The organism is Nucisporomicrobium flavum (assembly GCF_016464385.1).
Classification (GTDB): domain Bacteria; phylum Actinomycetota; class Actinomycetes; order Mycobacteriales; family Micromonosporaceae; genus Actinoplanes; species Actinoplanes flavus_A.
On the sequence record NZ_JADMLH010000012.1, the window covers coordinates 217,688 to 239,798 of the forward strand.

Genomic DNA, 22,111 nt, shown 5'->3' on the forward strand with positions numbered 1-22,111 from the left:
GGGTGCCCGGGTGCTGGACGGACTCGACGAGGTGGACTGGGCTGCGCTGACGCACGCGTACGGCCCCGCGGACGACGTGCCCGGCCTGCTGCGCGAGGCGGCCCTGTCCGACCTCTACGAGCGCCTCTTCCCCCAGGGGACCGTCTACCCCGCGACCGCCGCGGCGGTGCCGTTCCTCGTCGAGCTGGCCGCGGAGGGGCGGGCGGAATTCCTGTGGATGGTGGGCGCCCTCGCCGGCGCCGCGCCCGTGCGGCCGGGGGTGCTGGCCTGCCGGGATCGGCTCGTGCCGTTGCTCGCCCATCCGGATCCGGCCGTGCGGGAGGCGGCCGCGTATCCGCTGGCCCAGCTCGGCACGGCGGATGAGCTGCTGCGCGCACGCTGGGCGGAGGAGTCCGACGCCCGGGTCCGTGCGTCGCTGGTGCTCGCCCTGCGGCTCACGGAGGCGATCACCGACCCGTCGCCCACCGTACGGGCGGCAGCCGCGGTCGCCCTGGCCCGGGGCGGCACGCCGTTCCCGCGGGACCCGGCCGTCATCGAGGCCGTGGCGACCGCGGCCGAGGCCGGTGCCGAGGTGTCCTGGCTGCACGCCGACCCGTTCGGGTGGCTCGACGTGGTGGTCCGCGCCGCGCCCGGGACAGCCCTGCCCACCCGCCTGATCGGCTCCTCCTCGGCGGACGTACGGTCCGCGGCGGCGCGGGCGCTCACCCTGCGCTGCCAGGACAGCCGCTCGGCGCCCGCGGAGCTGGTTCCGCTGCTCGAGCCGCTGCTCACCGATCCGAAGACCCGCGACGCCGCGGTCGGGGCGTTACGCCGTTGCGGGCGCGCCGCCGCGCGCTTCGCCGGTGCGCTCGCCGAGGTGGCGGCCGATTACCCGGGCACCGCCGCGAGCCGGTCGATCACCGCCGAGCTGCGGGCCGTCGAGACGCTGATGCTGATAGGGGATCCGCGCTGGGTGGAGCCGGTGATCAGGGCCGCGCGCGACGGGAACACCCCGCGGGTGCACGCCCGGATGCCGGTGTCGTGCTCGCCGCCGGTGCTCGAGGCGGTCCGCCGGGCGCTGCGGGACCTCGCCGGGGATCCGGGCGCCGGACGGGCGATCGAGGCGCTGTGTGCCGTCCTGGGCCGATGGGAGGGCGCCGCGGGGGAGGCAGTGCCGGAGCTGGTCGCCGCGCTGCCGTCCGCGCCGGCCGCCGCCGCCCGGGCGCTGCTGGCGATCGGCCACCTCGGCGGCGAGATGGTCCCGGGGCTGCGGACGCTCGCGGGCGAACCGGGTGGCCTGGCCGCCGCCACCGCGCTGTTCCGGCTCACCGGCGATCCGGGGCCGGCGCTGCGGGCCCTGCTCACCGCCCGGCCGCCGGTCCCGGCCGGCATCGTCGCCGTGCTCGGGCCCCTCGCCCAGCCCGTCGTGCCCGGTTTCGAGCTGCTGCTCACCGGCGAGGCCGCCGCGAGCCAGCCGCAGTGCGCCGGTCAGGTGCTGGCGGCCCAGGTCGTGATGGCGGCGACCGGCGACACGACGGCGGCCCTGCGGACCGTCCAGGCGATCCTGCGCACCGGCGGGCCGCGGGCGGCGCTGGGGGCGGCCGTGGTCGCCGAGCTGGTCGAGGGAGGGTCCGCCGTCCGCCTCCGCGGCGAGCTCGCCACCTGGGAGCCGGAGCTGCGGGCGCTGCTGGACGATCCGCGCGCGGACGTCGAGGCGGCCGGTGCGCTGTGGCGGCTGGGCGTCCCGGCCGCGGAGCTGGTGCCCGCGGTGCTCGGCGCGATCGAGCGGGGCAGCCGGGTCGCGGCCGCGGCGAGGCTGCTGCGGGAGATGGGTGCGACGGCCGAGATCGCCGCGCTCGTCCGGCGCGACCGGCGGATCCATGCCGCCGGGATCGACGACGACATCGTCATCAACGACGAGGTGCTGCGGGAGAGCCTGGCCGCCGCGGGCTGAGCCCGGCCGTCATCCGCGGCGCAGGACGCGTACCCTTCCGGCAGCCTGGACGGCCACCGATCCTGCTGCCGTACCCATCGCGGGAAGCCGGCGGGGACGCGGCGCGGACCGGCCGTCGTAACGCATCGCGGCCTCCCGGGCGGCCAGTTCCGCTCCGGCCGGGCGCGGCAGGGCGTCCCGGGCGGCGAGCTCCCGGGCGAGATCCCAGCCGTCACGCAGCGAACCCTGCGTCGGCCGGGACGCGGCCCACGCCGACCATTCCCGGACCCACCGCGGGCCGAATGCGGCCGCCAGGCCCGGCCACTGCCGCGCGACCTCACCGGCACGCTTGCGCAGCAGGGCGGCCCGCGCGACCTCGACCAGACGATCGTCGAAACCCGGCGGTACGGGCGCCCCGGCCGTCAACGCCGCCACGAGCGCCGCCTGCCGCTCGGCCAGTGAGCTCATGTGACCGTGGGATAGCCGGAGGCGGCCGCGATCGCGTCCAGCTCGGTGCGCAGGTCGTCGGCCGGCGGATAGTCGCCGTCGCGCTCGAGCATGAGCGCGGGCGGCCGGTGCCGGGAACACAGCTCGCTGACCAGGGCGAGCACCTCCCGCGGCACGGCGTCGGTGTGCGTGTCGTGGTAGACACCGTCGTGCGCCGAGCCGCCGGCCACGTGGCAGTACGCGATCCGCTCCAGCGGCACCCGGTCGAACAACGCCGCCGGGTCGGTGCCACGGTTCACGGCGTTGGCGTACACGTTGGCCACGTCCAGGAGGAGCAGGGCGTCCGTACGCTCCAGGATCTCCGTGAGGAACGCGCCCTCGTCGAGCTCGTCGTCCGGCCAGTCGAACAGCGCGGCGATCGGTTCCAGCGCGATCGGCACGTCCAGCTCGGCCTGCGTACGCCGGACGTTCGCGACCACCGCGTCCACCGCCTCCCGGCTGCGCGGGACCGGCAGCAGGTGCCCGGCTTCGACGCCGCCCGCCCGGACGAACGCGATGTGCTCGCTGACCAGCGGCGAATCCAGGCGCTGCGCCACCGTGGCCAGGTGCGTCACCCGCGCGGGCTCGACCGGCTCGGCGCCGCCCAGCGACAGCTTCACGCCGTGCGGCACCACGGCGACGCCGCGCTCACGCAGCCGGGTGAGGCCGGGCGGCAGGTCGCCGTGCGCGTGCACCGACTCGGCGACCACCTCGGCGAAGCGCAGCCCCGGCAGGTCGGTGACGAAGCCGGAGATCTCGGGGCGCCAGCCGATGCCCACCCCGTAGGTCTCGGTCATCCGCCACAGCCCCCGCCGCCGCCGCAACCACCGCCCCCGCCGCACGAGCTGCCTCCGGAGCAGGAACTGCCGCTGCTGCAGCTCGAGCTGCTACCGCCGTCGGAGCCGCTGCCCGTCGAGCCGAAGGTGCGCTGGATCTCCGCCTCCGCGGCGAAGGCCGGATCCATCGTGTAGAGCGAGGCCGCACCGAACAGGGCCACGCCCATGGCCGCGCCCGCCGCACCGTAGGTCGCGTACGACGGTGCCTGCACGGGGGACAGGTAGTCGTAATTCCGGCGTACCTGGCTGATGCCGGTGCGGGCCGCGGTCGTCGCGATGCGCGTACCCGGGCGCAGCGTGAGGGTGACGACGCTCGCGATGCCGATCGCGAAGACGAGGAACATGACCGGCTTGTCGTTGGCGACGCCGGCGAAGAACCGCATGATTCCGACGAGAACCAGCGCCAGGCCCGCGAACGCCCACATCCGCGCCGTCCGGATCGCGGCCGGTGTCACCGCGAGGCCGTTCGCCTCCAGGCCGGCGCGCAGCTGGTCGAGCGTCGAGCGTACCCATGGGTCGGTACCGACCTCCCGGGCGCGGATGCGCTTGCCGGCGGCGTTGTAGACGGCCGTGTCCAGCGGGGTGACGCCGCTGGGCATCGGGCCGGTCTGGCACAGCGTCTTGTCCGGCGCGCTGCCGATCGCGCCGGCCCCGCGCAGGCCGCCGAGCGCGGCGTAGACCGCGAGCCGGTCACCGCCGTTCAGGTACGCGATCTGCTGCGGGCCGAGCTTGTCGACGGGGGCGCCGCGCGTCCCTGCGAACAGGAAGCTGCGGTGGATGGCGGCCAGCACCGCCACCACCGCGACCGCGCCGAGGTAGAGGGCCAGGAAGGTCATGCCGGGGATGCCCCAGGTGTCGCCTTGGGCCGCGAGAGCCATGTGACCTCCCGTGATAGCAGGGTTGCAGGCCCTCATTGTGCAGGTCGGCGCAACGCCGTCACGACCGCCGAACGGCTCCCTCGACGACGTCGAGCACCCGGCTCAGCTCGCCGGCCGGCCGGCCGGTCGCCAGATGCAGCACCAGGCCGTCGTACGCCAGCTCCAGGAACTGAGTCAGCACGTCCACGGGTACGTCGTCGCGCAGCACGCCCGCGTCGCGCTGGCGCTCGAGCCGGTCCCGGGTGGCCGAGGCGATCGCGGCGGACCGTTCCGTCCAGCGCTTGGCGAACTCGGGGTCGGTCCGCAGCCGCCGCGACACCTCCAGCTGGGTGCCGAGCCAGCCGGCCGTGTCGCCGCTGCCGCCGGCCCGCTCCAGCAGGTCGCGCATCACCTGGACGAGGCCGTTGCGGGCGACCGTCTCCACCATGGCGGCGGCGTCGTCCTCGGCCACGGCGAGGAACAGGGAGTCCTTGTCGCGAAAATGGTGGAAAATCGCGCCTCGCGACAATCCGGTCGCCTCCTCGAGGCGGCGGACCGTGGCGCCCTCGTAGCCGTACCGCGCGAAGCATCCGCGCGCCGCCCCGAGGATCTCGTGGCGGCGGGCCGCTAGCTGGTCCTGGCTTACCCTGGGCACGCCACGATGGTGTCATGACCGTTCCGGCGCTTGCAATCCGTACGTACGGCTTGGCAGGCTCTGGCTCCGGGTCCGGCCGTTGTTAACACTGTTGGGCTGTTGGCTCCCGTATTCACTCACGTACAGTGCCCGGGTGCCCCTCGTCTTCCTCGCCCTGGACGACACCCTGCTCGACCGCAGTGGTGCGTTCAAGTTGTGGGCGAAGGGATTTCTCGACGAGATCCAGGCACCACACGAAGACCTCGACTGGTTACTCTCCGTCGACGCTGATGGCCTGACGTCCCGGTGGGATCTCGCGGATCTCATCCGTGACCGGTACCAGCTCGACGTGCCGTCGATCGACCTGCGCGAGGAGCTGCTCGAGGGGCCGCTCGCGTACGAACGCCTCGACCCGCTCGTGGCCTGCGCGCTCCAGATCGCCGGTGACGCCGGCTGGGTGCCTGTCGTGGTCACCAACGGCCCGCACGAGCAGCAGGAGACCCGCATCCGGCGTACCGGCCTGGACCGCTACATCGCCGACTGGGTCATCTCCGAGCAGGCCGGGGTCAGCAAGCCCAACCCGCGCATCTTCGCGCTCGCCGCCCAGCGGGTCCGGATGCGCCTCGCCGGCGCCTGGATCGTCGGCGACAGCCCCGAGGCCGACATCGGCGGTGCCGCGGCGATGGGACTACCGAGCGTGTGGCTGCACCGCGGCCGGGAATGGCTCGACAACCGGTTCGCGCCGACCCGCGTCGTCGGCAACGTCATCCAGGGACTGTCGGCCATCATGGCGACCGGAAAATAGGTTGCGGCTCCCGGGATCCCCCGGAAGAGTGCACCGCGTACGGATCTTCTCGAGAAAGGGGGGTGAACCTCATGGCCGTCTTTGTGCTTCGCCGTGCCCAGGTTCCGAACTTCCCTTCCTTCTCCGAGGAGACCCTCCAGTGCGAGAGCACGACTCTTTCGGCCCGGCAACCATGCGCCGAGGCCGTCGCAAGTTCGACGACGACGAGCCGGACTTCGTAAAGCGCGGCCGTCCCGCGCCGCAGCTGTCCGAGGACCCCGACCTGCCCGAGACCGGCGACCGCTGGTCCACCTGGGACGGCGCCCTGCACGGACCGGAACCCCGCCCGGACTGGGTGCGTACCGAGCACCGGGCCGTGGACACCGAACTCGGCATGCTCAAGACCGGCAAGGAAGCCGACGTCTTCCTCGTCCGCCGGGCCGTACCCGACACCGGCGAGATCAGCATGCTCGCGGCCAAGCGCTACCGCGACGGCGACCACCGCCTCTTCCACCGCGACGCCGGCTACCTCGAGGGACGGCGGGTGCGCCGCTCCCGCGAGATGCGGGCGATGACGAACCGTACGTCGTTCGGCAAGGAACTCATCGCCGGGCAGTGGGCGGCGGCCGAGTTCGGGGCGCTCACCCGGCTCTGGCAGGTCGGCCAGGAAGGCGGCACGATCTCGGTGCCGTACCCGGTGCAGCTCATCGGCACCGAGCTCATGCTCGAGTTCATCGGCGACTGGGAGACCGGCGAGGCAGCACCCCGGCTCGCCCAGGTCCGGCCCGACCGCGACGGGCTCGAGGACCTGTGGCGGCAGATGGTGGACGCGCTCAGCGTGCTCGCCCGGGCCCAGCTCGCGCACGGGGACCTGTCGCCGTACAACACCCTGGTGCACGACGGGCGGCTGGTGCTCATCGACCTGCCGCAGGTCGTGGACGTGATCGCCAACCCGCGCGGCGCGGAATTCCTCGCCCGCGACGTCCGCAACGTCGCGGCGTGGTTCACCTCCCGCGGGCTGACCGTGAACGCCGACGACCTGATCGAACGGCTCTCGTACGAGGCGGGGCTGCACTGAGCGCACCGGGCCCGGGCCGCTTCCGGCCCGGGCCCGGACCGTCTCACTGCAGGTAGTTCTCGACCTCACTGGTGCTGTGGGCCTGCTCCGCGTCCGGGTCGTTGCCGGTCTCCCGCGCCGCCCGGCGCCGGCGCAGCAGGTCCCAGCACTGGTCGAGGGCCTCCTCGAGCTCCTTCAGGCGGGCGTGCTCCTCCTCGGCGGTGAGCTTCCCCTGGCTCAGCTGCTGCCGCAGCTTGTGCTCCTCGTCGACCAGGCCGTTGATCCGGCCCAGCACCTCTTTGTCATCCATGCGCCGAGCCTAGCGTCGGGCCGGTGGGCGGGCGGCCGGGTGCGCCGCCGTTCCTGGCACCGGCCCGCTCGCCGGCGGGCCCGGAAGTGTCGTACCCCGGCGGGAGGATTTCCGCCATGGCCGAACCCCTTGCCCGCAGCGAGCTTCTCGTCTGGATCTTCTACGGCATGTTCGTGTTCCGCGATCGCTGGTGCGACGCCGGCGGGAGCGACGAGGCCCGGCAGGCGTCCCGGCGGACGGTCGTGGGGGCGTCGACCTATCACGTGGTGGGGCAGGCCCTGTCCCACCGGGCCAGGCTCAGCGTGCGGGTCTGGCGCGGGCCGCCCGCGCCGGAGCCCGGCTGGGACGGCAGCCACGAGATGGAGCTGCACTGCCCGACCGGCGAGATGGTGGCCGACGAGATCACCGGCGGCAGCCCCGAGGTGATCGACCTCGGTGAGCCGGGCGTCTACGGGCTGCGCGCGAGCTGGCGTGGCCGCGAGGCGGCGCACGAGGAGACGCTTGCCGTCATCGACGACGCCGGCCCACTGGGAGTGAGCCTGGCCGGACAGGCGGACGCCCCGCCGTCCGCGGGGGACGACGGGGCGTTCGCTGGGCTGCGTACGGTCAGCTGTTGAGCATCTTGCGGAGGACGTACTGGAGGATGCCGCCGTGGCGGTAGTAGTCCGCCTCGCCGGGGGTGTCGATGCGGACGTCCGCGTCGAACTCCACGCCCGTGTCCGTGCGGACCTTCACCGTGGACGGGATGCCGCCCTCGTTGAGGGCCGTCACGCCCGTGATGGTGAAGGTCTCGGTGCCGGTCAGGCCGAGCGACTCCGCGTTGGTCTTCGGCGGGAACTGCAGCGGGAGGACGCCCATGCCGATGAGGTTGGAGCGGTGGATGCGCTCGTACGACTCGGCGATGACCGCTCGGACGCCGAGCAGCATCGTGCCCTTGGCCGCCCAGTCGCGGGACGAGCCGGAGCCGTACTCCTTGCCGGCCAGGATGACCAGCGGGATGCCGGCCTCCTTGTAGGCCTCCGACGCCTCGTAGATCGTGGTCTGGTCGCCGGTCAGGTGGTTGACCGTGAAGCCGCCCTCGACGCCCGGCACCAGCTGGTTGCGCAGCCGGATGTTGGCGAACGTGCCGCGGATCATGACCTCGTGGTTGCCGCGGCGCGAGCCGTACGAGTTGAACTCGTGACGGGGGACGCCGTGCTCGGCCAGGTACTTTCCGGCGGGCGAGTCCGCCTTGATGGAGCTGGCCGGCGAGATGTGGTCGGTGGTGACCGAGTCGCCGAGCTTCGCCAGCACCCGCGCGCCCGTGATGTCCACGACCGGCTCCGGGGTGGCCGCCATCCCCTCGAAGTACGGGGGCTTGCGGACGTACGTCGACTCCTCGGCCCACTCGAAGGTCTTGCCCTCCGGCGTGGGCAGCGACTGCCACTGCTCGTCGCCGGCGAAGACGTCCGCGTACGCCGCGCTGAAGCCCTCGGCGCCGATCGCGGAGGCGATGACGTCGTCGATCTCCTTGGCGCTCGGCCAGATGTCCGCGAGGAAGACCGGCTTGCCGTCCGAGCCGGTGCCGAGCGGCTCGGTGGTGATGTCCAGGTCCATCGTGCCCGCCAGCGCGTACGCGACGACGAGCGGCGGCGAGGCCAGGTAGTTCATCTTGATGTCGGGGTTGATCCGGCCCTCGAAGTTGCGGTTGCCGGAGAGCACCGAGACCGCGGTGAGGTCGGCCTCGTTGACCGCGGCGGAGATCGCCTCGGGCAGCGGGCCGGAGTTGCCGATGCAGGTGGTGCAGCCGTACCCGACGAGGTTGAAGCCGAGCTTGTCCAGGTACGGCGTGAGGCCGGCCCGGTCGTAGTAGTCCATGACCACCTTGGAGCCCGGCGCCAGCGTGGTCTTGACCCACGGCTTGCGGGTGAGGCCGCGCTCGACGGCGTTCTTGGCCAGCAGCGCCGCGCCGATCATGACCTGCGGGTTCGACGTGTTGGTGCAGGACGTGATGGCGGCGATGCCGACGAAGCCGTGGTCCAGCTCGAACTCCGTGCCGTCCTCGCCGGCCACCCGGGTGGGCTTCGACGGGCGGCCGTTCGCGCCGGTCGCCGCGCTGAAGATGTGCGGCTTGTCGGCCTCGTCGTCGACCGCGTTCGCCGGCGGGTCGCTGGCCGGGAACGACTCGGCGCTGGCCTCGTCGGCGTGGCCCTCGGCCTGCACGTAGTTGGTGAGCGCCTCGCGGAACATCGGCTTCGCGGCGTTCAGCGGCACGCGGTCCTGCGGGCGCTTCGGGCCGGCCAGCGACGGGACGATCGTGGAGAGGTCGAGCTCGAGCTTCTCGGAGAAGTTCGGCTCGGCGGCCGGGTCCAGCCACAGGCCCTGGCGCTTCGCGTACGCCTCGACGAGCTTGACCTGCGCCTCGGAGCGGCCGGTGAGCTTGAGGTACTTGATGGTCTCGTCGTCGATCGGGAAGATCGCGACGGTCGAGCCGTACTCCGGCGACATGTTGCCGATGGTCGCGCGGTTGGCCAGCGGCACGGCGCTGACGCCGGGGCCGTAGAACTCGACGAACTTGCTGACCACGCCGTGCTCGCGGAGCATCTCGGTGATCGTGAGCACGAGGTCGGTGGCGGTGGTGCCGGCCGGCATCTCGCCGGAGAGCTTGAAGCCGACGACGCGCGGGATCAGCATGCTGACCGGCTGGCCGAGCATGGCCGCCTCGGCCTCGATGCCGCCGACGCCCCAGCCCAGCACGCCGAGGCCGTTGACCATCGTGGTGTGCGAGTCGGTGCCGACGACGGTGTCCGGGTACGCCTGACCGTTGCGCTCCATGATCGTACGGGCCAGGTACTCGATGTTGACCTGGTGCACGATGCCGGTGCCGGGCGGGACGACCTTGAACTCGTTGAACGCGGTCTGGCCCCAGCGCAGGAACTGGTAGCGCTCGCGGTTGCGCTGGTACTCCAGCTCGACGTTGCGGGCGAAGGCGTCCTCGCGGCCGAACAGGTCGGCGATGACCGAGTGGTCGATGACCAGCTCGGCCGGGGCGAGCGGGTTGACCTTCGTCGGGTCGCCGCCGAGGTCGTTGACGGCCTCGCGCATGGTGGCGAGGTCGACGACGCAGGGCACGCCGGTGAAGTCCTGCATGAGGACCCGGGCCGGGGTGAACTGGATCTCCACGCTCGGGTCGGCGGTCGGGTCCCAGCCGCCGAGGGCGCGGATGTGGTCGGCGGTGATGTTCGCGCCGTCCTCCGTGCGGAGCAGGTTCTCCAGGAGGATCTTCAGGCTGTAGGGGAGCCGCTCGTGCCCCTCCACCTTGTCGATCGTGAAAATCTCGTAGCTCGCGTCATCGACGCGCAGCTCGCTCTTCGCACCAAAGGTGTCGAGGCTGGCCACGTCATCTCCTTCACACCCAGCGACCGTGAGTAGTCCTCAGCAGTCTGTCGCACCGGCGACGGCCACCCGTCGGTTAGGCACGCCTAACCCACCGTCCACGTCTCCCGTAAACCGTACGTCCGTCTTGCTATGGCGTGCAACCCGGCCCGGGGCCTGTCCTGTGGGCCATGACGACGCCGAGACGGAGTCCAGGTTTCGTCTCGCAAGTGGGCCGGGCGGTCGGATACCGGGGTTGTATCCGGCCGTCCGGACCGCGCCGCGAGGCGGAAGCTGGGCCCGTCGCAGGCCGTCATGGCCCACAGGACAGGCCCCTAGGGTTTACCGGTCATGATCAACGGGAATGCGCCGTCCCGTGAAGGCGCCCACGGACCTCGAGAACCTCACCGACTTCTTCGACCGCTACGGCTCCGCGCTGACCAGGGGCGACGTCGCGGCGGTGGCCGGTTGCTACGCGATGCCGGGCATGGTGGTCGCCGACTCGTACAGCTTCACGTTCACCTCGCCGGCGGCCGTCGCGCTGTCGTTCCTCGGGGCCGCCCCGGCGTACCGGGAGCAGCAGATCGTCGCCGCCCACGCGCAGATCCTCGACGTGCAGCGGCTCAGCGCGGCGCTCGCCATGGTCGCCGTCGAGTGGGAGTACCTCGACAGCTTCGGGGCCGCCGTGCCCGGTGAGCACTACCGCTACCTGATCCGGGCCGACGCGGACGGGCCGCGGATCACGACGGTGATCTCCACACCCCGAAATTGACGCACCCCGGTGCCATAGTGTCCAGGTGAGCACGATCGAGATCACCCGGCCCGCCGAGGCCACGACCATGCTGTGCCGGCCGCAGTGGCTCGTGGTGCACTACCGGCGCGACGACAGCCGCTACGACGACTGGTCCCTGCACGTGTGGGGTGACGTCGATCCGTCCGCGGTCACCGGCTTCCCCGGTGGCCACCCTTTTGCCGGTGAGGACGCGTACGGGCGGTTCGCCTGGGTCCGGCTCGGCGACTCCGCGCGCGACGTCGGTTTCCTGGTCGTCGACGGCCACGGCGGCAAGGACGTGGCCGAGGACCGGCACGTCGACCCGGCGCTCACCCCGGAGATCTGGCTGCGCCCCGGCGACGCCGAGATCTACCCGTCGGCCGAGGCCGCGGGCTTCACCGGGGCCGTGACCGCCGACGACGGCTATGCCGTCATCCACTACCGCCGGCCCGACGGGGACTACGGCGGGTGGGGCGTGCACGCCTGGGAGGGCACCCCGGAAAAACCCCGATGGGGTACGCCGCTCCCGCCGGCGACCTGGGACTCGTTCGGGGCCGTGTTCCGGGTTCCCGTCCGGCCGGACGCCGCGGGTGTGCGCTTCGTGATCTACCGCGGTGACCACAAGGACCTCCCCGACGACCAGCGCCTCGACCTCACGTCGACCCGCGAAGTGTGGATCATTTCCGGTCACGCTGCGCCCGTACATCCGGATCTTCGGTCTCTGGGTCCCGAGCTGGACCCGGCACGGGCGCTGGCGGTCTTCGTCGACCGCACGACCGTCGCCCTTCCCGGCCGGCTGGCCGACCTCGCGAGCTCGTTCGCGCTGGTCGGCGCGGCCGACGGCGGCCTGCGCCGGGACGGCGACGAGCTGATCGGCGAGCGCACGACGCTGGCCCTCACCGCGCGGCCCGGCGGGCTGTTCCAGGCGCAGAGCCGGCACTTCCCGCACCTGCGCGCCTACCGCGCGTTCGCCGTGCCCGAGCTGGGCGATGCGGCGCTGGGTCACCTGCTGCGCGGGCAGCTGCTGCTGGTCGGCCGCGACCACGCCGGGCACCTCACGCTGATCACCGCCGTGCAACTGCCGGGCGTGCTCGACGACCTGTATGCGGACGCCGCCGACGCCGAGCTCGGCGTGATCATGGACGAGGAGAAGCCGGCGCTTGCGGTGTGGGCGCCGACGGCCCGCACGGTGTCGCTGGAGCTGTCGAAGACGCCCGGCGACGACGAGGTCAAGATCCTGCCGATGGACCGCGACCCGGTGACCGGCATCTGGAGCATCGTGGGCAAGCGCAAATGGATCGGGCGCTACTACCGCTACCGGGTGGAGGTGTGGCATCCCGCCGCGCAGCGCGTCGTCACCACCAGCGTCACCGACCCGTATTCGCTGTCGCTGTCCGCCGACTCGACGCACAGCCAGATCGTCGACCTCGACGACCCCGCGCTGAAACCGTCCGGCTGGGACACCCTCGCCAGGCCGCCCGCCGTCGCGCCGGCCCGCATGCAGATCGCCGAGGTGCACGTCCGCGACTTCTCCATCGCCGACGAGACCGTGCCGCCCGAGCACCGCGGCACCTACCTGGCGTTCGCAGACGAGGACACGGCCGGCATGCGGCACCTGCGGATGCTGGCCGACGCCGGGCTGACCCACGTGCACCTGCTGCCCGCGTACGACTTCGCCACCGTGCCCGACCGGCGCGCCGACCAGGCCGTGCCGCGGTGCGAGCTCGCATCGTTGCCGCCCGACTCGCCCGAGCAACAGCGCGCCGTCATGGCCGTCGCCGACGAGGACGGCTTCAACTGGGGGTACGACCCGCTGCACTACACCGCGCCCGAGGGCAGCTACTCGACCGACCCGTGCGGCAGCGCGCGCGTCCTCGAGTTCCGCCGCATGGTCGCCGGCCTGCACGCGGCCGGCCTGCGCGTGATCATGGACGTGGTCTACAACCACACGATGGCCGACGGGCTCGCCCCGTTCAGCGTCCTCGACCGGGTCGTGCCGGGCTACTACCACCGGCTGCTCGACGACGGCACGGTCGCCGAGTCCACGTGCTGCTCCAACACCGCGCCCGAGCACATGATGATGGGCCGGCTCGTCGTCGACTCCGTCGTCACCTGGGCGAAGCACTACCGGGTGGACGGGTTCCGCTTCGACCTCATGGGCCACCACCCGCGCGCCAACATCCTCGAGACCCGGGTGACGCTCGACCACCTCGACGGCGGCAAGGACATCTACCTGTACGGCGAAGGCTGGAACTTCGGCGAGGTCGCGTACGACGCCCGCTTCGCCCAGGCCACCCAGGTCAACATGGCCGGCACCGGCATCGGCACGTTCGACGACCGGCTGCGCGACGCGGTCCGCGGCGGCGGCTCGTTCGGCGACGACCCGACGGTGCAGGGCTTCGCGACGGGGCTCGGCTCGGCCACCCCGCTCGCCGTGCACGACCGGATCAAGGTGGGGCTGTCGGGGGCGCTGGCCACGTACCGCTTCACCACCCACACCGGCGCCGAGCAGAGCGGCGCGCAGATCGACTACAACGGCTCGCCGAGCGGCTACGCGGCCTCGCCGGCGGAGTGCGTGGCGTACGTCGACGCCCACGACAACGAGATCCTGTACGACGCGATGGCGTTCAAGCTGCCCCGCGACCTCCCCATGATCGACCGCGCCCGGATGCAGATCCTCGCGCTGTCGCTCGTCGTCCTCGGCCAGGGCGTCGGGTTCGTGGCGCTCGGCAGCGAACGGCTGCGCTCCAAGTCGCTGGACCGCAACTCGTACAACTCCGGCGACTGGTTCAACCAGATCCGGTGGGACGGGGCCCAGGGCAACGGCTTCGGCATCGGCCTGCCCCCGGCACCGGACAACGAGGACAAGTGGCCGTGGGCCCGCCCGCTGCTCGCCGACCCGTCCCTGGTCCCGTCCGCGCAGATCATCGACATGGCCGCGGCCCGGTACGCCGAACTCCTCCGCATCCGCCGCTCCACCCCGGTCTTCGGCCTCCCCACGGCCGACGAGGTGGAACGCCGCCTGACCTTCCCCCTCGGCGGCCCCCACGAGACGCCCGGCGTGATCGTCATGTGCCTCGACGGCACCGGCCTGGACCCGCGCTGGAGCACGGTGGTGGTCGTGTTCAACGCGACCGGCTCGGAGGCCGCGGAGGTGGTGCCGGGGCTGGCCGGGGTGGAGCTGGAGCTGCACCCGGAGCTGACAGGATCGGCGGATCCGCTGGTACGGGTGGCCACGGCCGCTGCGTCGCCGGAAGGAGCGAGGGTGGTGGTGCCGGCACGGTCGGTCGCGGTGTTCGTGGCCGAGCTGGCCTGAGCGATCGTTCCATTCGCGCCGGCGCGCGCCGCGGTGCGCTGTGGGCGGTGCGCTGTGGGCGGTGCGGGTCCGTCGGCGGCCGTTGGTCGCGGGTGAGGCCCCCCCCGGCGGCCGTTGGTCGCGGGTGAGGCCCCCCGGCTTGAGGTGATCTCGGCGATTCGGAATCATGGCTGACCGGTCGCGCCTCCTACCGGGGCGCTTCCCGGCGGGAGGACGAGCAACGTGCGTATCGGATGTGCTGTGGTGGGCCTCGCGGCGCTGGCCCTCGCGGCCGGCTGCACCTCGAAGCCGGACGCCCAGCCGCAGCCCGGCCCGTCGACCGCGGCCTCCCCGCCCGCCTGGACCGAACCGGCCGACTACGGGTTCGTGGTGGAGCGCCGGTGCGACGGCCGCGCGTCCCTGGGCATGTACCGGGTCACCGTGCAGGACCGGACGGTCGCCAAGGCGGAGCGCATCGACGGCAAGAACATCGTCGGCGAAGAGGAGATCGACGTACCGACGCTGGGCGGCCTGCTCGACCTGGCCCGCACGGCGGCGGACGACGGCGGCAAAATGTCGACGAGCGCCGACCCGGTGGACGGGCACCCGGTGACGGTGTCGTTCGACGTGTCGGAGGCCGGCGACAACGCCGAGAACACCTGCTTCCACATCACCGAGTACGCCCCGGCATCGTAGCCGTCTTCCGCGTCAGCCCTCGGGCTGTCGTCGGTCGTCCCGGCGACAGCGGGTAGCTGTCTCCCGCGCCGGTTCCTCGGCTGACCGTGTTGGTTTAGGCGCCTGGCCGCCGCCTACGGCCCGCCGCCGCTTTGGCTGGCCGCCGCCCTGGCTGGCCGCCGCCTACGGCCCGCCGCCGCTTTGGCTGGCCGCCGCCCTGGCTGGCCGCCGCCTACGGCCCGCCGCCGCTTTGGCTGGCCGCCGCCGCTTTGGCTGGCCGCCGCCCTGGCTGGCCGCCGCCTACGGCCGCCGTCTACAGGCCGTCGTCTTTGGTCGGCCGCTCCCCACCGGCTCCAGCTTGCGGGACGGCCGACCGATGCCGTGCTCCATCGGGGACGAGGTTCGGTCAGGGGCGGTCGATCGCCAGGCGGGCTCCGAAGGCGAGCATGGCGGTGCCGGTGAGGGCGTCGAGGGCGCGGCGTACCGGGCGGCGTTCCAGGATCCGGCGGGCTCGGTGGAGCATCGTCGTCAGGAAGAGCAGGTAGGCCAGGGACAGCACGGCGTGGGTGAGGGCCAGCGCCAGGAGCAGGGTCGCGCCCGCGTCCGGGGTGAGGAACTGGGGGAGGATCGCCAGGTAGAACATCAGGACCTTGGGGTTGGTGATGTTCGACAGGAAGCCCTGCCGCCAGCCGTTCGCCGCCTCGGCGCCGGCCTCGGGCGACGGGGCGTACCGGCCGCGGATGGCTGAGCGCAGTGCCTGGACGCCGAGGTACGCCAGGTAGAGCGCGCCCAGCCACTTGATGGCGTGGAAAACCGGCTGGGCCCGGACGACCAGCGCGCCGAGGCCCGCGACGGCTGCGGCGCCCTGGATGACGTTCGAGGTGGACACGCCGACCGCGCACCACATGCCCCGGCGGCGGCCGCCTGACACCGTGTTGCCCGTGACGACCGCGAAGTCCGGGCCGGGGATGAGCACGACGACGGCGGCGAAGGTCAGGAACGTTCCGTAGGCGTGCCAGTTCATGAGGGCCACGCTAACCCGCACGTCCCGGGCTGGCTGGTGGGAATCGGACATGGCGTTTCCCACCACGGACCTGAGAAGGAGTCGGCCGCGGGACGAAAGGGGAGGGGGAGCAAAGGAACCGCGCGACGGAGCAGGCGGCGCGAAGAGTAGGGCGGGGGCCGAGGAAAGGGAGAGGAACGGCAGGGGGCAAGCCGCCGAGGTGGCGGCCCCGAGCAAGGCGGGGCGTCGGGCCGGGCAGGCCGGCGAGTGGGGCGGGCCGGGCGCGTGGGACCCCGGTGGGCCCCACGCGGACCGGGAGCGGCCTACTCCGGCAGGCGGGGGCCGGCCTCGCGCTGGGACGCCAGCCACGCTTCGACCTCGGCCGACGATCGGGGCAGGCCTGCCGAGAGGTTGCGGCAGCCGTCTGCTGTCACGACGACGTCGTCCTCGATGCGGACGCCGATGCCTCGGAGTTCCTCGGGGACCAGGTCGTCCTCCGGCTGGAAGTAGAGGCCCGGCTCGACCGTGAGGACGTAGCCCTCCTTCAGTTCACCGTCGCGGTACGTCTCCTTGCGGGCCGCTGAGCAGTCGTGGACGTCGATGCCGAGCATGTGGCCGAAGCCGTGCAGGGTCCAGCGGCGGTAGACCGTGGAGTTCTCCGACATGGCCTCATCGACGCTGACCGGGAGCAGGCCGAGGTCGGCGAGGCCCTCGGCGAGCACGCGCATGCAGGTGAGGTGGATGTCGCGGAACTTGACGCCCGGCTTGACCGCGTCCATGCCCGCCTGCTGGGAGGCGTGGACGATGTCGTACACCTGGCGCTGCAGCGGGGTGAAGGTGCCCGAGACCGGGACCGTACGGGTCACGTCGGCCGTGTAATACGTGTGGCCCTCGACGCCCATGTCCATGAGCAGCAGCTCGCCCGGCCGGGTGACGCCGGTGTTGCGCACCCAGTGCAGGATCGTCGCGTGGGCGCCCGCGCCGACGATGCTGCCGTAGCCGACGTCGTTGCCGTCGTGCCGGGCGCGCAGCGCGAAGACGCCCTCGAGCAGGCGCTCCTTGACGGCACGGTCGGCGGGCAGCACGCGGGCGACGTCCTCGAAGCCGCGGACCGTGGCGTCGATCGCCTCCTGCAGCTGGGCGATCTCCCACTCGTCCTTGACCAGCTTCAGCTCGGAGATGACCGCGGCCAGCGCGCGGTCGCGGCGGCTCTGCGGGTCCGGGTCGTACGCGAGGACCGCGCGGTCGACGGCGGGGTCGAGGCCGCGCAGGACCCGGGTGCGCGCGGGCGCGCAGTCGGCGAGGGCCTTGCCGAGCTCGTTGTACGAGGCGGTCTCCAGGCCCAATTCGGTGGAGCGCTCCGCGAGGGTGTGCCGGCGGCCGACCCACAGCTCGCCGTTGCGGCTGCGGAAGAACGCGTCGGTGTCCTTGGAGTTGCGGTCGTGGGTGTAGAGCACCGCGTCGTGGCCGGAGCCGCTGGGGCGCAGGATCAGCACGCCGTCCGGGTCGCTGTCGCCGGTCAGGTACACGAAGTCGCTGCCGGGGCGGAACGGGTGGTCGGTGTCGTTGGCGCGCACCTTCTCGTTGCCGGTCGGGATGATCAGCGTCTCGCCGGGGAACGCGTCGGAGAGCGCGGCGCGGCGCTTCGCGTGGTTGGGCGCCTCGGGCCGGGCGGTGACGTCCAGCCGGTCCTCCCGCCAGCCGCCCCGCATGAACTGCAGAAACGCCTCGGGGAAGTCGGGGTCGTGCGACTCCGTCTTCGGGGTCGTCGTGCCGTCGCCCTGCTCAGCCATCGTTGGCCCTCCCGTCTCGCGTCACAGCAGACGTTACCGCCTCCCCCCGACAACAAGCCGGACGGATCTGCCCGGGATGATCACGCCGCAGGGAAGGCCGGCGGTCAGGCAGGCAGGGTGAGGCAGGCCACGCGCGGCCCTGCCGTCCCGGCATCCTTTCCGGTACGGGTCCGCTCGGCGTGAATGACCAGCGAGTGCGGCGGGCGTACCGGGTCGATCGTCCAGTCCTGTACGGATGTCACGGTGGCCGCGCCGCGCAGGTCGGCGGTGAAGTCGAGCCACACCTCGTTCTGCGGGTTGGCGTACACCGGGTCGGTGGACGGTTTCGACGGGGCGATGTCGTGCTGGTAGTGCGGGCCCGCGTCGTCCGGTACGGAGGTGCAGGAGGCGGTGTGCAGGTGTGCGCCGTACGAGCGCCGCGGCACCATTCCCGTCACCTGCAGGCGTACGCGGAGGCTCTGGGTCGTGGTGTCGATCGTGACCTCGGCCGTCGCGCCGGGCGGAACCACCGCGGGGTCGTACGTGATCGCGCGGGTGCCCTGGGGTGACGGCAGGAACGTGCCGCTCGTCGTGTTCTGGCTGAGCGGGGCGCCCCCGGAAGGGCCCGGGCTGACGGCGGGGGAGCCGCCACCGGTGACCAGGAACGGGGTGCCCGGCGGCGGGGGCTGGGCCGTCACGCCCGCCGGGGTGTAGCCGCCCGTGTCGGCGCATCCGGCGAGCGCGGCGACGAGGGCGGTCACGAGCGGCAGGGCGAGGCGCATGGCCGAATCATGCCAAACATGCAGCAAATGGACGAGCATCGGGCAAGTGCTAGCTTTCTCGCGGCGCGGGGGCGAGGCTGACGGCATCGGCGAAAGCGCGCCGCGCCGGCGAGCTGAGGCATTGGCGGAAGCGTGCCGCGACGGCGAGCTGACGGCAGCGGCAGTAGCGCGCGGCGACGGCGGTCGAGGCATTGGCGGAAGCGCCGCGACGGTGATCTGACGGCATGGCGGGCGGACGTGGAGGGGATCGGAATGGGCTACGCGGTGGTGCTCGGGGAAGCGCTCGTGGATCTCCTGGAGACCGGGCGTGACGGCGAGTTGATCTACCGCCAGGCGATCGGCGGGGCGCCCCTGAACGTCGCGGTGGGTGCCACCCGGCTCGGCGGTGACGTGCAGTACGTGGGCTCGCTCGGCAACGACACCCTCGGTGACCGCATCGCCGCGTTCCTGCGCGAGAGCGGCGTCGGCACCACGGCGATGACCCGGGTCGGCGTGCCCACGACGCTCGCGGTCACCACGTTCGAGGGGGCCGAGCCGACGTTCCAGTTCTACGGCGAGCCGCCCTCGTACTCGCTGGTGAAGGCCGACGACGTCGACGAGGCGATGGTGGCCGGCGCGGCCGTGCTCTACGCCGGGTCGATCGCGCTGATGCGCGAGCCGTTCGTGTCGGCGGCGCGCAAGGCGTGGGCGGTGCCGGGCCCGCTGCGGGTCTTCGATCCCAACGTACGCCCGAAGCTCCTGCCCGACGCAGCGGCCGTGGACGGCCTGCGCGACCTCGTCGAGGGCTTCTTCGCCACGGCCGACCTGGTCAAGCTGAGCTCCGCCGACGCCGACGTGCTGTGGGAGGGCGCCGGACCGGCCGCGGCCGCCGAGCACATCCTCGGGCTGGGAGCCCGCGCGGTCGTGGTGACCTGTGGCTCCAAGGGCGCCTACGTCGCGACTGCCGACGGCGCGGGGATGCTCCCGGCGCCGGCGGTCGAGGCCGTCGACGCGACCGGCGCGGGCGACTCGGTGATGGGTGCGCTCGTACGCCGCCTGCTCGCCGACGGCATCCCGGCCGACCTCGCGGGCTGGCAGGCGTACGTGACGTTCGCGCTGGCCGTGGCGGGCCTGGTGTGCGAGCGTCCCGGCGGCGCGGTGGCCATGCCGACGTACGAGGAGCTCAGCGCCCGCTGGGGTGCGCTGATCTAGCTGTCGCCGAGTGCCTTGGCGATGAACCGCTGGCGGTCGAGGACGACCCGCTCGACCCGGACCTCGGCCACCAGCTCCTCGCCGTCGCGGACCACCACCTCGAACAGCAGCTTGCGACCGTCCACCTTGGCCAGGGTGGCGAGCGCGGTCACCCGATGCCCGACCGGCGTCGGCGCGCGGTGCTCCACCTCGGCGCGGGTGCCCACCGTCGTCACGCCGCCCGGCAGCAGCCGCGCGGTGGCCGCCACGGTGGCCGCCTCGGCGAGCGCGAGCACCCGGGGGGTGCCCAGCACCGGCACGTCGCCGGAGCCCACGGCCTGGGCGGTGTCGGCGTCGGTGACGGTCAGCTCCACCCGGGCGGAAAGTCCGGGACTGAACTGCGGAAGCTCCATACGATCAGCTTAGAGGCTCGCTCCCGGCCCGCCCGTGCCCGTCGCCGGCGGGCTCGGCGCGGCCGGCAGGGCCGGCGGGCTCGGCGAGGGCGGTGGGCGCGGCGGTGAGGCCGGACGGCGACGTCACGGCGCGGGCCTGGCGGGCGCGGATCGACAGCTGCTCGGCCAGCCACCACGCCTCGGCCACGTCGCGGTCCTCCGCCACGCCCGAGCGCCCCCCGGCCGTGTCCGCGTACACGCTGGCGAGGCCGAGCAGCCGCTGCACCGGTCCCTGCACCACGCGCACGCTCTGCAGGCGGGCGTACGGCACCAGCGTCATCTCGCGGGTGAGCAGCCCCGAGCGTGACACGAACACCTCCGGCGTCAGGCCGACCCCGATGGTGCGCAGCGTGAACGGGTGCAGCCAGCGCGCCCGGGGCGGCGGCTGCACGGTCGGCAGGGCGGCCAGGTCGACGCCCGGCAGCACCTCCTGCACCAGGAACCGGCCGGACTCGAAGGCGCCGACCGGCAGCAGGCGGTCCGAGCGTTTGGCGTCGCCGGACTGCGGGCCCGCGTACCCGGCGATGTCGAGGCGCAGATGCAGCCAGCCCTGGACGCGCCAGAGCAGCGGCCAGGTGACGCCGATCGTCTGCACCCGGTTGAGCGGGACGATCTGGCTGCGCGTCTCGAGCAGCCCGTAGCGGACCGCGAGCCGGCCGCCGGGGTCGCGCGCGAGCCGGAAGTCCCAGTCCTGCAGCACCCGGCGGACCGGTTGCAGCAGTACGCCGGCCATCGCGGTGACCGTGCTGGCGATGCCGACGAACGTCCACGAGCCCTCGAGCACCGTCTGCATGACGACGAACGCGACGCCGACGGGCAGGAAGAACGCCTGCGGGGTGAGCAGCTGGCTGATCAGCAGGTCACGGTTGCTGACCCGGAACAGCGGGCGTTCGAGGCCCGGCGCCGGCCCGGTGCCGGGCAGCTCGGCGGTGCCCGGCGTACGCCCGGCCAGCGCGAGCAGCCGCTGCCGCAGCGCGCCGGCCTCCCGTACGGTCAGATAGGCCAGCGGTGCCTCGGTCTTGCCGCCGCCGACCACCTCGAGCCGCAGCTCGGCCAGGCCGGTCAGCTGCGCGAGCAGCGGCCGGCGCAGCTCCACGGCCTGCAGCCGGTCGAGCGGGATCGCCCGGTTGCGCCGCCACAGCAGCCCGTCCTGGATGCGGAGCTCCCGGCCGACCACGTGGTAGCCGGTGTTGAGCCAGCCGATCACCGAGAAGATCACGACGGCGACGGCGAGGACGGCCACCACCAGCGCGAACCGCTCGAGCCCCACCTGGGAGAGCGTCTGCCAGCTCAGCGCGGCGACGATGACCGCGATCGACTTGGCGCCGTGCAGCAGCGGGCTGAGTGGGTGCAGGCGCCGGCGCGGCTCCTCGCCGATCACCGGCGGCTCCGGCTGGGGCTGCGGCGGGGCGTCGGCGGCGGTCACAGGCCCTCGGCCCGGTCCTGTCCGAGCGCGGTGAGCCGGTCGCGCAGGCGGGCCGCCTCCTCCGGCGGGAGCCCGGGGATCTTCGCGTCGCTCGCCGCCGCCGCGGTGTGCAGCTGGACGGTGGCCAGGTGGAAGGCGCGTTCCAGGGGGCCGGCGGTGACGTCGACGAACTGCATCCGGGCGTACGGGACGATGGAGAGCCGGCGCACCACGAGCCCGTGCCGGACCAGCAGGTCGTTGTCGCGTTCGGCGTACCCCCAGGCCTTGACGGCCCGGACCGTCACGATCGAGCGCCAGATGGCGAGGACCGCGACCGCCGCCATCGCCGCGGGCCACGCCCAGTGCCGGTGGAACGCCCAGCCGGCGCCGAGCCCGCCGAGAATGACCACCACCCAGATCGCGCGGCTGATCAGCTCCACAGTGATCAGGCTGCGCGAGACCGGCTGCCACTGCACGGTGTCCGGCCAGGGCTCGAGGGCGTCGGCGGGGCCGGTGGTCGCGCCGGAAAGGGAACCGCTGGGCTCGGTCACGCCT

At 73.0% G+C, this 22,111-nt stretch carries 20 protein-coding genes; 8 read left to right on the top strand and 12 right to left on the bottom strand.

All coding sequences use genetic code 11. The features are described 5' to 3' along the window. Positions 1–10 precede the first annotated feature (10 nt). The gene (locus IT780_RS27085) at positions 11–1,933 is read left to right on the top strand and encodes a HEAT repeat domain-containing protein (RefSeq protein WP_199514582.1); all 1,923 of its coding nucleotides are present in this window, start codon (positions 11–13) and stop codon (positions 1,931–1,933) included. A 9-nt stretch (positions 1,934–1,942) separates the two neighbouring features. On the opposite strand, the gene IT780_RS27090 is transcribed toward IT780_RS27085, so the two are convergent. The 4 genes from IT780_RS27090 to IT780_RS27105 are packed head-to-tail and all read right to left on the bottom strand — an operon-like array spanning position 1,943 to position 4,746. Next, entirely contained in the window at positions 1,943–2,380 is a 438-nt protein-coding gene (locus IT780_RS27090; protein ID WP_199514583.1) for an SCO6045 C-terminal-like domain-containing protein, read from the bottom strand. Continuing rightward, a complete protein-coding gene (locus IT780_RS27095; RefSeq protein ID WP_199514584.1) occupies positions 2,377–3,195 on the bottom strand; it encodes an MbnB/TglH/ChrH family RiPP precursor modification enzyme in 819 nt (272 codons plus the stop codon). The genes IT780_RS27090 and IT780_RS27095 overlap by 4 nt, the downstream gene beginning before the upstream one ends. Next, the gene (locus tag IT780_RS27100; protein ID WP_199514585.1) at positions 3,192–4,112 is read right to left on the bottom strand and encodes a TIGR04222 domain-containing membrane protein; all 921 of its coding nucleotides are present in this window, start codon (positions 4,110–4,112) and stop codon (positions 3,192–3,194) included. The genes IT780_RS27095 and IT780_RS27100 overlap by 4 nt, the downstream gene beginning before the upstream one ends. A 58-nt stretch (positions 4,113–4,170) precedes the next feature. Then, on the bottom strand, positions 4,171–4,746 hold the full coding sequence (locus tag IT780_RS27105) for a TetR/AcrR family transcriptional regulator (RefSeq protein WP_199514586.1): 576 nt from the start codon (positions 4,744–4,746) through the stop codon (positions 4,171–4,173). Between the two features lie 133 nt (positions 4,747–4,879). Between IT780_RS27105 and IT780_RS27110 the strand changes: the two genes are divergently transcribed. Both IT780_RS27110 and IT780_RS27115 read left to right on the top strand, forming a co-directional pair. Beyond that, the gene (locus tag IT780_RS27110) at positions 4,880–5,530 is read left to right on the top strand and encodes an HAD family hydrolase (protein ID WP_199514587.1); all 651 of its coding nucleotides are present in this window, start codon (positions 4,880–4,882) and stop codon (positions 5,528–5,530) included. A gap of 139 nt (positions 5,531–5,669) precedes the next feature. After that, positions 5,670–6,587 (top strand): serine protein kinase RIO, encoded by a 918-nt coding sequence (locus IT780_RS27115; RefSeq protein WP_372443805.1) that lies wholly within the window; start codon positions 5,670–5,672, stop codon positions 6,585–6,587. 43 nt (positions 6,588–6,630) lie between these two features. Here IT780_RS27115 and IT780_RS27120 read toward each other — a convergent pair whose 3' ends face one another. Next, positions 6,631–6,876: a DUF2630 family protein gene (locus IT780_RS27120; RefSeq protein WP_199514588.1), complete on the bottom strand. Its 246-nt coding sequence runs from the start codon at positions 6,874–6,876 to the stop codon at positions 6,631–6,633. A gap of 116 nt (positions 6,877–6,992) precedes the next feature. On the opposite strand from IT780_RS27120, the gene IT780_RS27125 reads away from it, so the two are divergent. Further along, positions 6,993–7,493, top strand: a complete 501-nt coding sequence (locus IT780_RS27125; RefSeq protein ID WP_199514589.1) for a hypothetical protein — start codon at positions 6,993–6,995, stop codon at positions 7,491–7,493. On the opposite strand, the gene acnA is transcribed toward IT780_RS27125, so the two are convergent. Continuing rightward, positions 7,483–10,254 carry an aconitate hydratase AcnA gene (gene acnA / locus IT780_RS27130; protein ID WP_199514590.1) on the bottom strand — a complete coding sequence of 924 codons (2,772 nt, stop codon included), beginning with the start codon at positions 10,252–10,254 and terminating at the stop codon, positions 7,483–7,485. The two genes, IT780_RS27125 and acnA, sit on opposite strands and share 11 nt — an antisense overlap. Positions 10,255–10,606: 352 nt before the next feature. Between acnA and IT780_RS27135 the strand changes: the two genes are divergently transcribed. From IT780_RS27135 to IT780_RS27145, 3 genes are all read left to right on the top strand, one after another. Then, positions 10,607–11,002 (top strand): DUF6841 family protein, encoded by a 396-nt coding sequence (locus IT780_RS27135; protein WP_199514642.1) that lies wholly within the window; start codon positions 10,607–10,609, stop codon positions 11,000–11,002. Positions 11,003–11,027: 25 nt separating this feature from the next. Further along, the gene (pulA, locus tag IT780_RS27140) at positions 11,028–14,318 is read left to right on the top strand and encodes a pullulanase-type alpha-1,6-glucosidase (protein ID WP_307831402.1); all 3,291 of its coding nucleotides are present in this window, start codon (positions 11,028–11,030) and stop codon (positions 14,316–14,318) included. A 222-nt stretch (positions 14,319–14,540) separates the two neighbouring features. Continuing rightward, positions 14,541–14,993 (top strand): hypothetical protein, encoded by a 453-nt coding sequence (locus tag IT780_RS27145; protein WP_199514591.1) that lies wholly within the window; start codon positions 14,541–14,543, stop codon positions 14,991–14,993. Between the two features lie 385 nt (positions 14,994–15,378). Here the strand turns inward: IT780_RS27145 and IT780_RS27150 are convergent, their stop codons facing one another. The 3 genes from IT780_RS27150 to IT780_RS27160 form a co-directional block, all read right to left on the bottom strand. Then, a complete protein-coding gene (locus IT780_RS27150; RefSeq protein WP_199514592.1) occupies positions 15,379–15,996 on the bottom strand; it encodes a LysE family translocator in 618 nt (205 codons plus the stop codon). Between the two features lie 302 nt (positions 15,997–16,298). Beyond that, the gene (locus IT780_RS27155; RefSeq protein WP_199514593.1) at positions 16,299–17,768 is read right to left on the bottom strand and encodes an aminopeptidase P family protein; all 1,470 of its coding nucleotides are present in this window, start codon (positions 17,766–17,768) and stop codon (positions 16,299–16,301) included. Positions 17,769–17,872: 104 nt separating this feature from the next. After that, positions 17,873–18,529 (bottom strand): superoxide dismutase family protein, encoded by a 657-nt coding sequence (locus tag IT780_RS27160; RefSeq protein WP_199514594.1) that lies wholly within the window; start codon positions 18,527–18,529, stop codon positions 17,873–17,875. A gap of 252 nt (positions 18,530–18,781) precedes the next feature. Between IT780_RS27160 and IT780_RS27165 the strand changes: the two genes are divergently transcribed. Then, on the top strand, positions 18,782–19,720 hold the full coding sequence (locus IT780_RS27165) for a carbohydrate kinase family protein (protein WP_199514644.1): 939 nt from the start codon (positions 18,782–18,784) through the stop codon (positions 19,718–19,720). Here IT780_RS27165 and IT780_RS27170 read toward each other — a convergent pair. The 3 genes from IT780_RS27170 to IT780_RS27180 are packed head-to-tail and all read right to left on the bottom strand — an operon-like array spanning position 19,717 to position 22,107. Continuing rightward, positions 19,717–20,112: a thioesterase family protein gene (locus tag IT780_RS27170; protein ID WP_199514595.1), complete on the bottom strand. Its 396-nt coding sequence runs from the start codon at positions 20,110–20,112 to the stop codon at positions 19,717–19,719. The two genes, IT780_RS27165 and IT780_RS27170, sit on opposite strands and share 4 nt — an antisense overlap. A 4-nt stretch (positions 20,113–20,116) precedes the next feature. After that, entirely contained in the window at positions 20,117–21,577 is a 1,461-nt protein-coding gene (locus IT780_RS27175; RefSeq protein WP_199514596.1) for a PH domain-containing protein, read from the bottom strand. After that, entirely contained in the window at positions 21,574–22,107 is a 534-nt protein-coding gene (locus tag IT780_RS27180; RefSeq protein ID WP_199514597.1) for a PH domain-containing protein, read from the bottom strand. The genes IT780_RS27175 and IT780_RS27180 overlap by 4 nt, the downstream gene beginning before the upstream one ends. Positions 22,108–22,111 lie beyond the last annotated feature (4 nt).

Excerpts from the sequence above, each read along its gene's own strand:
- IT780_RS27090 (WP_199514583.1), bottom strand. The coding sequence starts at position 2,380 with ATGAGCTCACTGGCCGAGCGGCAGGCGGCGCTCGTGGCGGCGTTGACG.
- IT780_RS27095 (WP_199514584.1), bottom strand. The coding sequence starts at position 3,195 with ATGACCGAGACCTACGGGGTGGGCATCGGCTGGCGCCCCGAGATCTCC.
- IT780_RS27100 (WP_199514585.1), bottom strand. The coding sequence starts at position 4,112 with ATGGCTCTCGCGGCCCAAGGCGACACCTGGGGCATCCCCGGCATGACC.
- IT780_RS27120 (WP_199514588.1), bottom strand. The coding sequence starts at position 6,876 with ATGGATGACAAAGAGGTGCTGGGCCGGATCAACGGCCTGGTCGACGAG.
- IT780_RS27125 (WP_199514589.1), top strand. The coding sequence starts at position 6,993 with ATGGCCGAACCCCTTGCCCGCAGCGAGCTTCTCGTCTGGATCTTCTAC.
- IT780_RS27150 (WP_199514592.1), bottom strand. The coding sequence starts at position 15,996 with ATGAACTGGCACGCCTACGGAACGTTCCTGACCTTCGCCGCCGTCGTC.
- IT780_RS27155 (WP_199514593.1), bottom strand. The coding sequence starts at position 17,768 with ATGGCTGAGCAGGGCGACGGCACGACGACCCCGAAGACGGAGTCGCAC.
- IT780_RS27160 (WP_199514594.1), bottom strand. The coding sequence starts at position 18,529 with ATGCGCCTCGCCCTGCCGCTCGTGACCGCCCTCGTCGCCGCGCTCGCC.
- IT780_RS27165 (WP_199514644.1), top strand. The coding sequence starts at position 18,782 with ATGGGCTACGCGGTGGTGCTCGGGGAAGCGCTCGTGGATCTCCTGGAG.
- IT780_RS27170 (WP_199514595.1), bottom strand. The coding sequence starts at position 20,112 with ATGGAGCTTCCGCAGTTCAGTCCCGGACTTTCCGCCCGGGTGGAGCTG.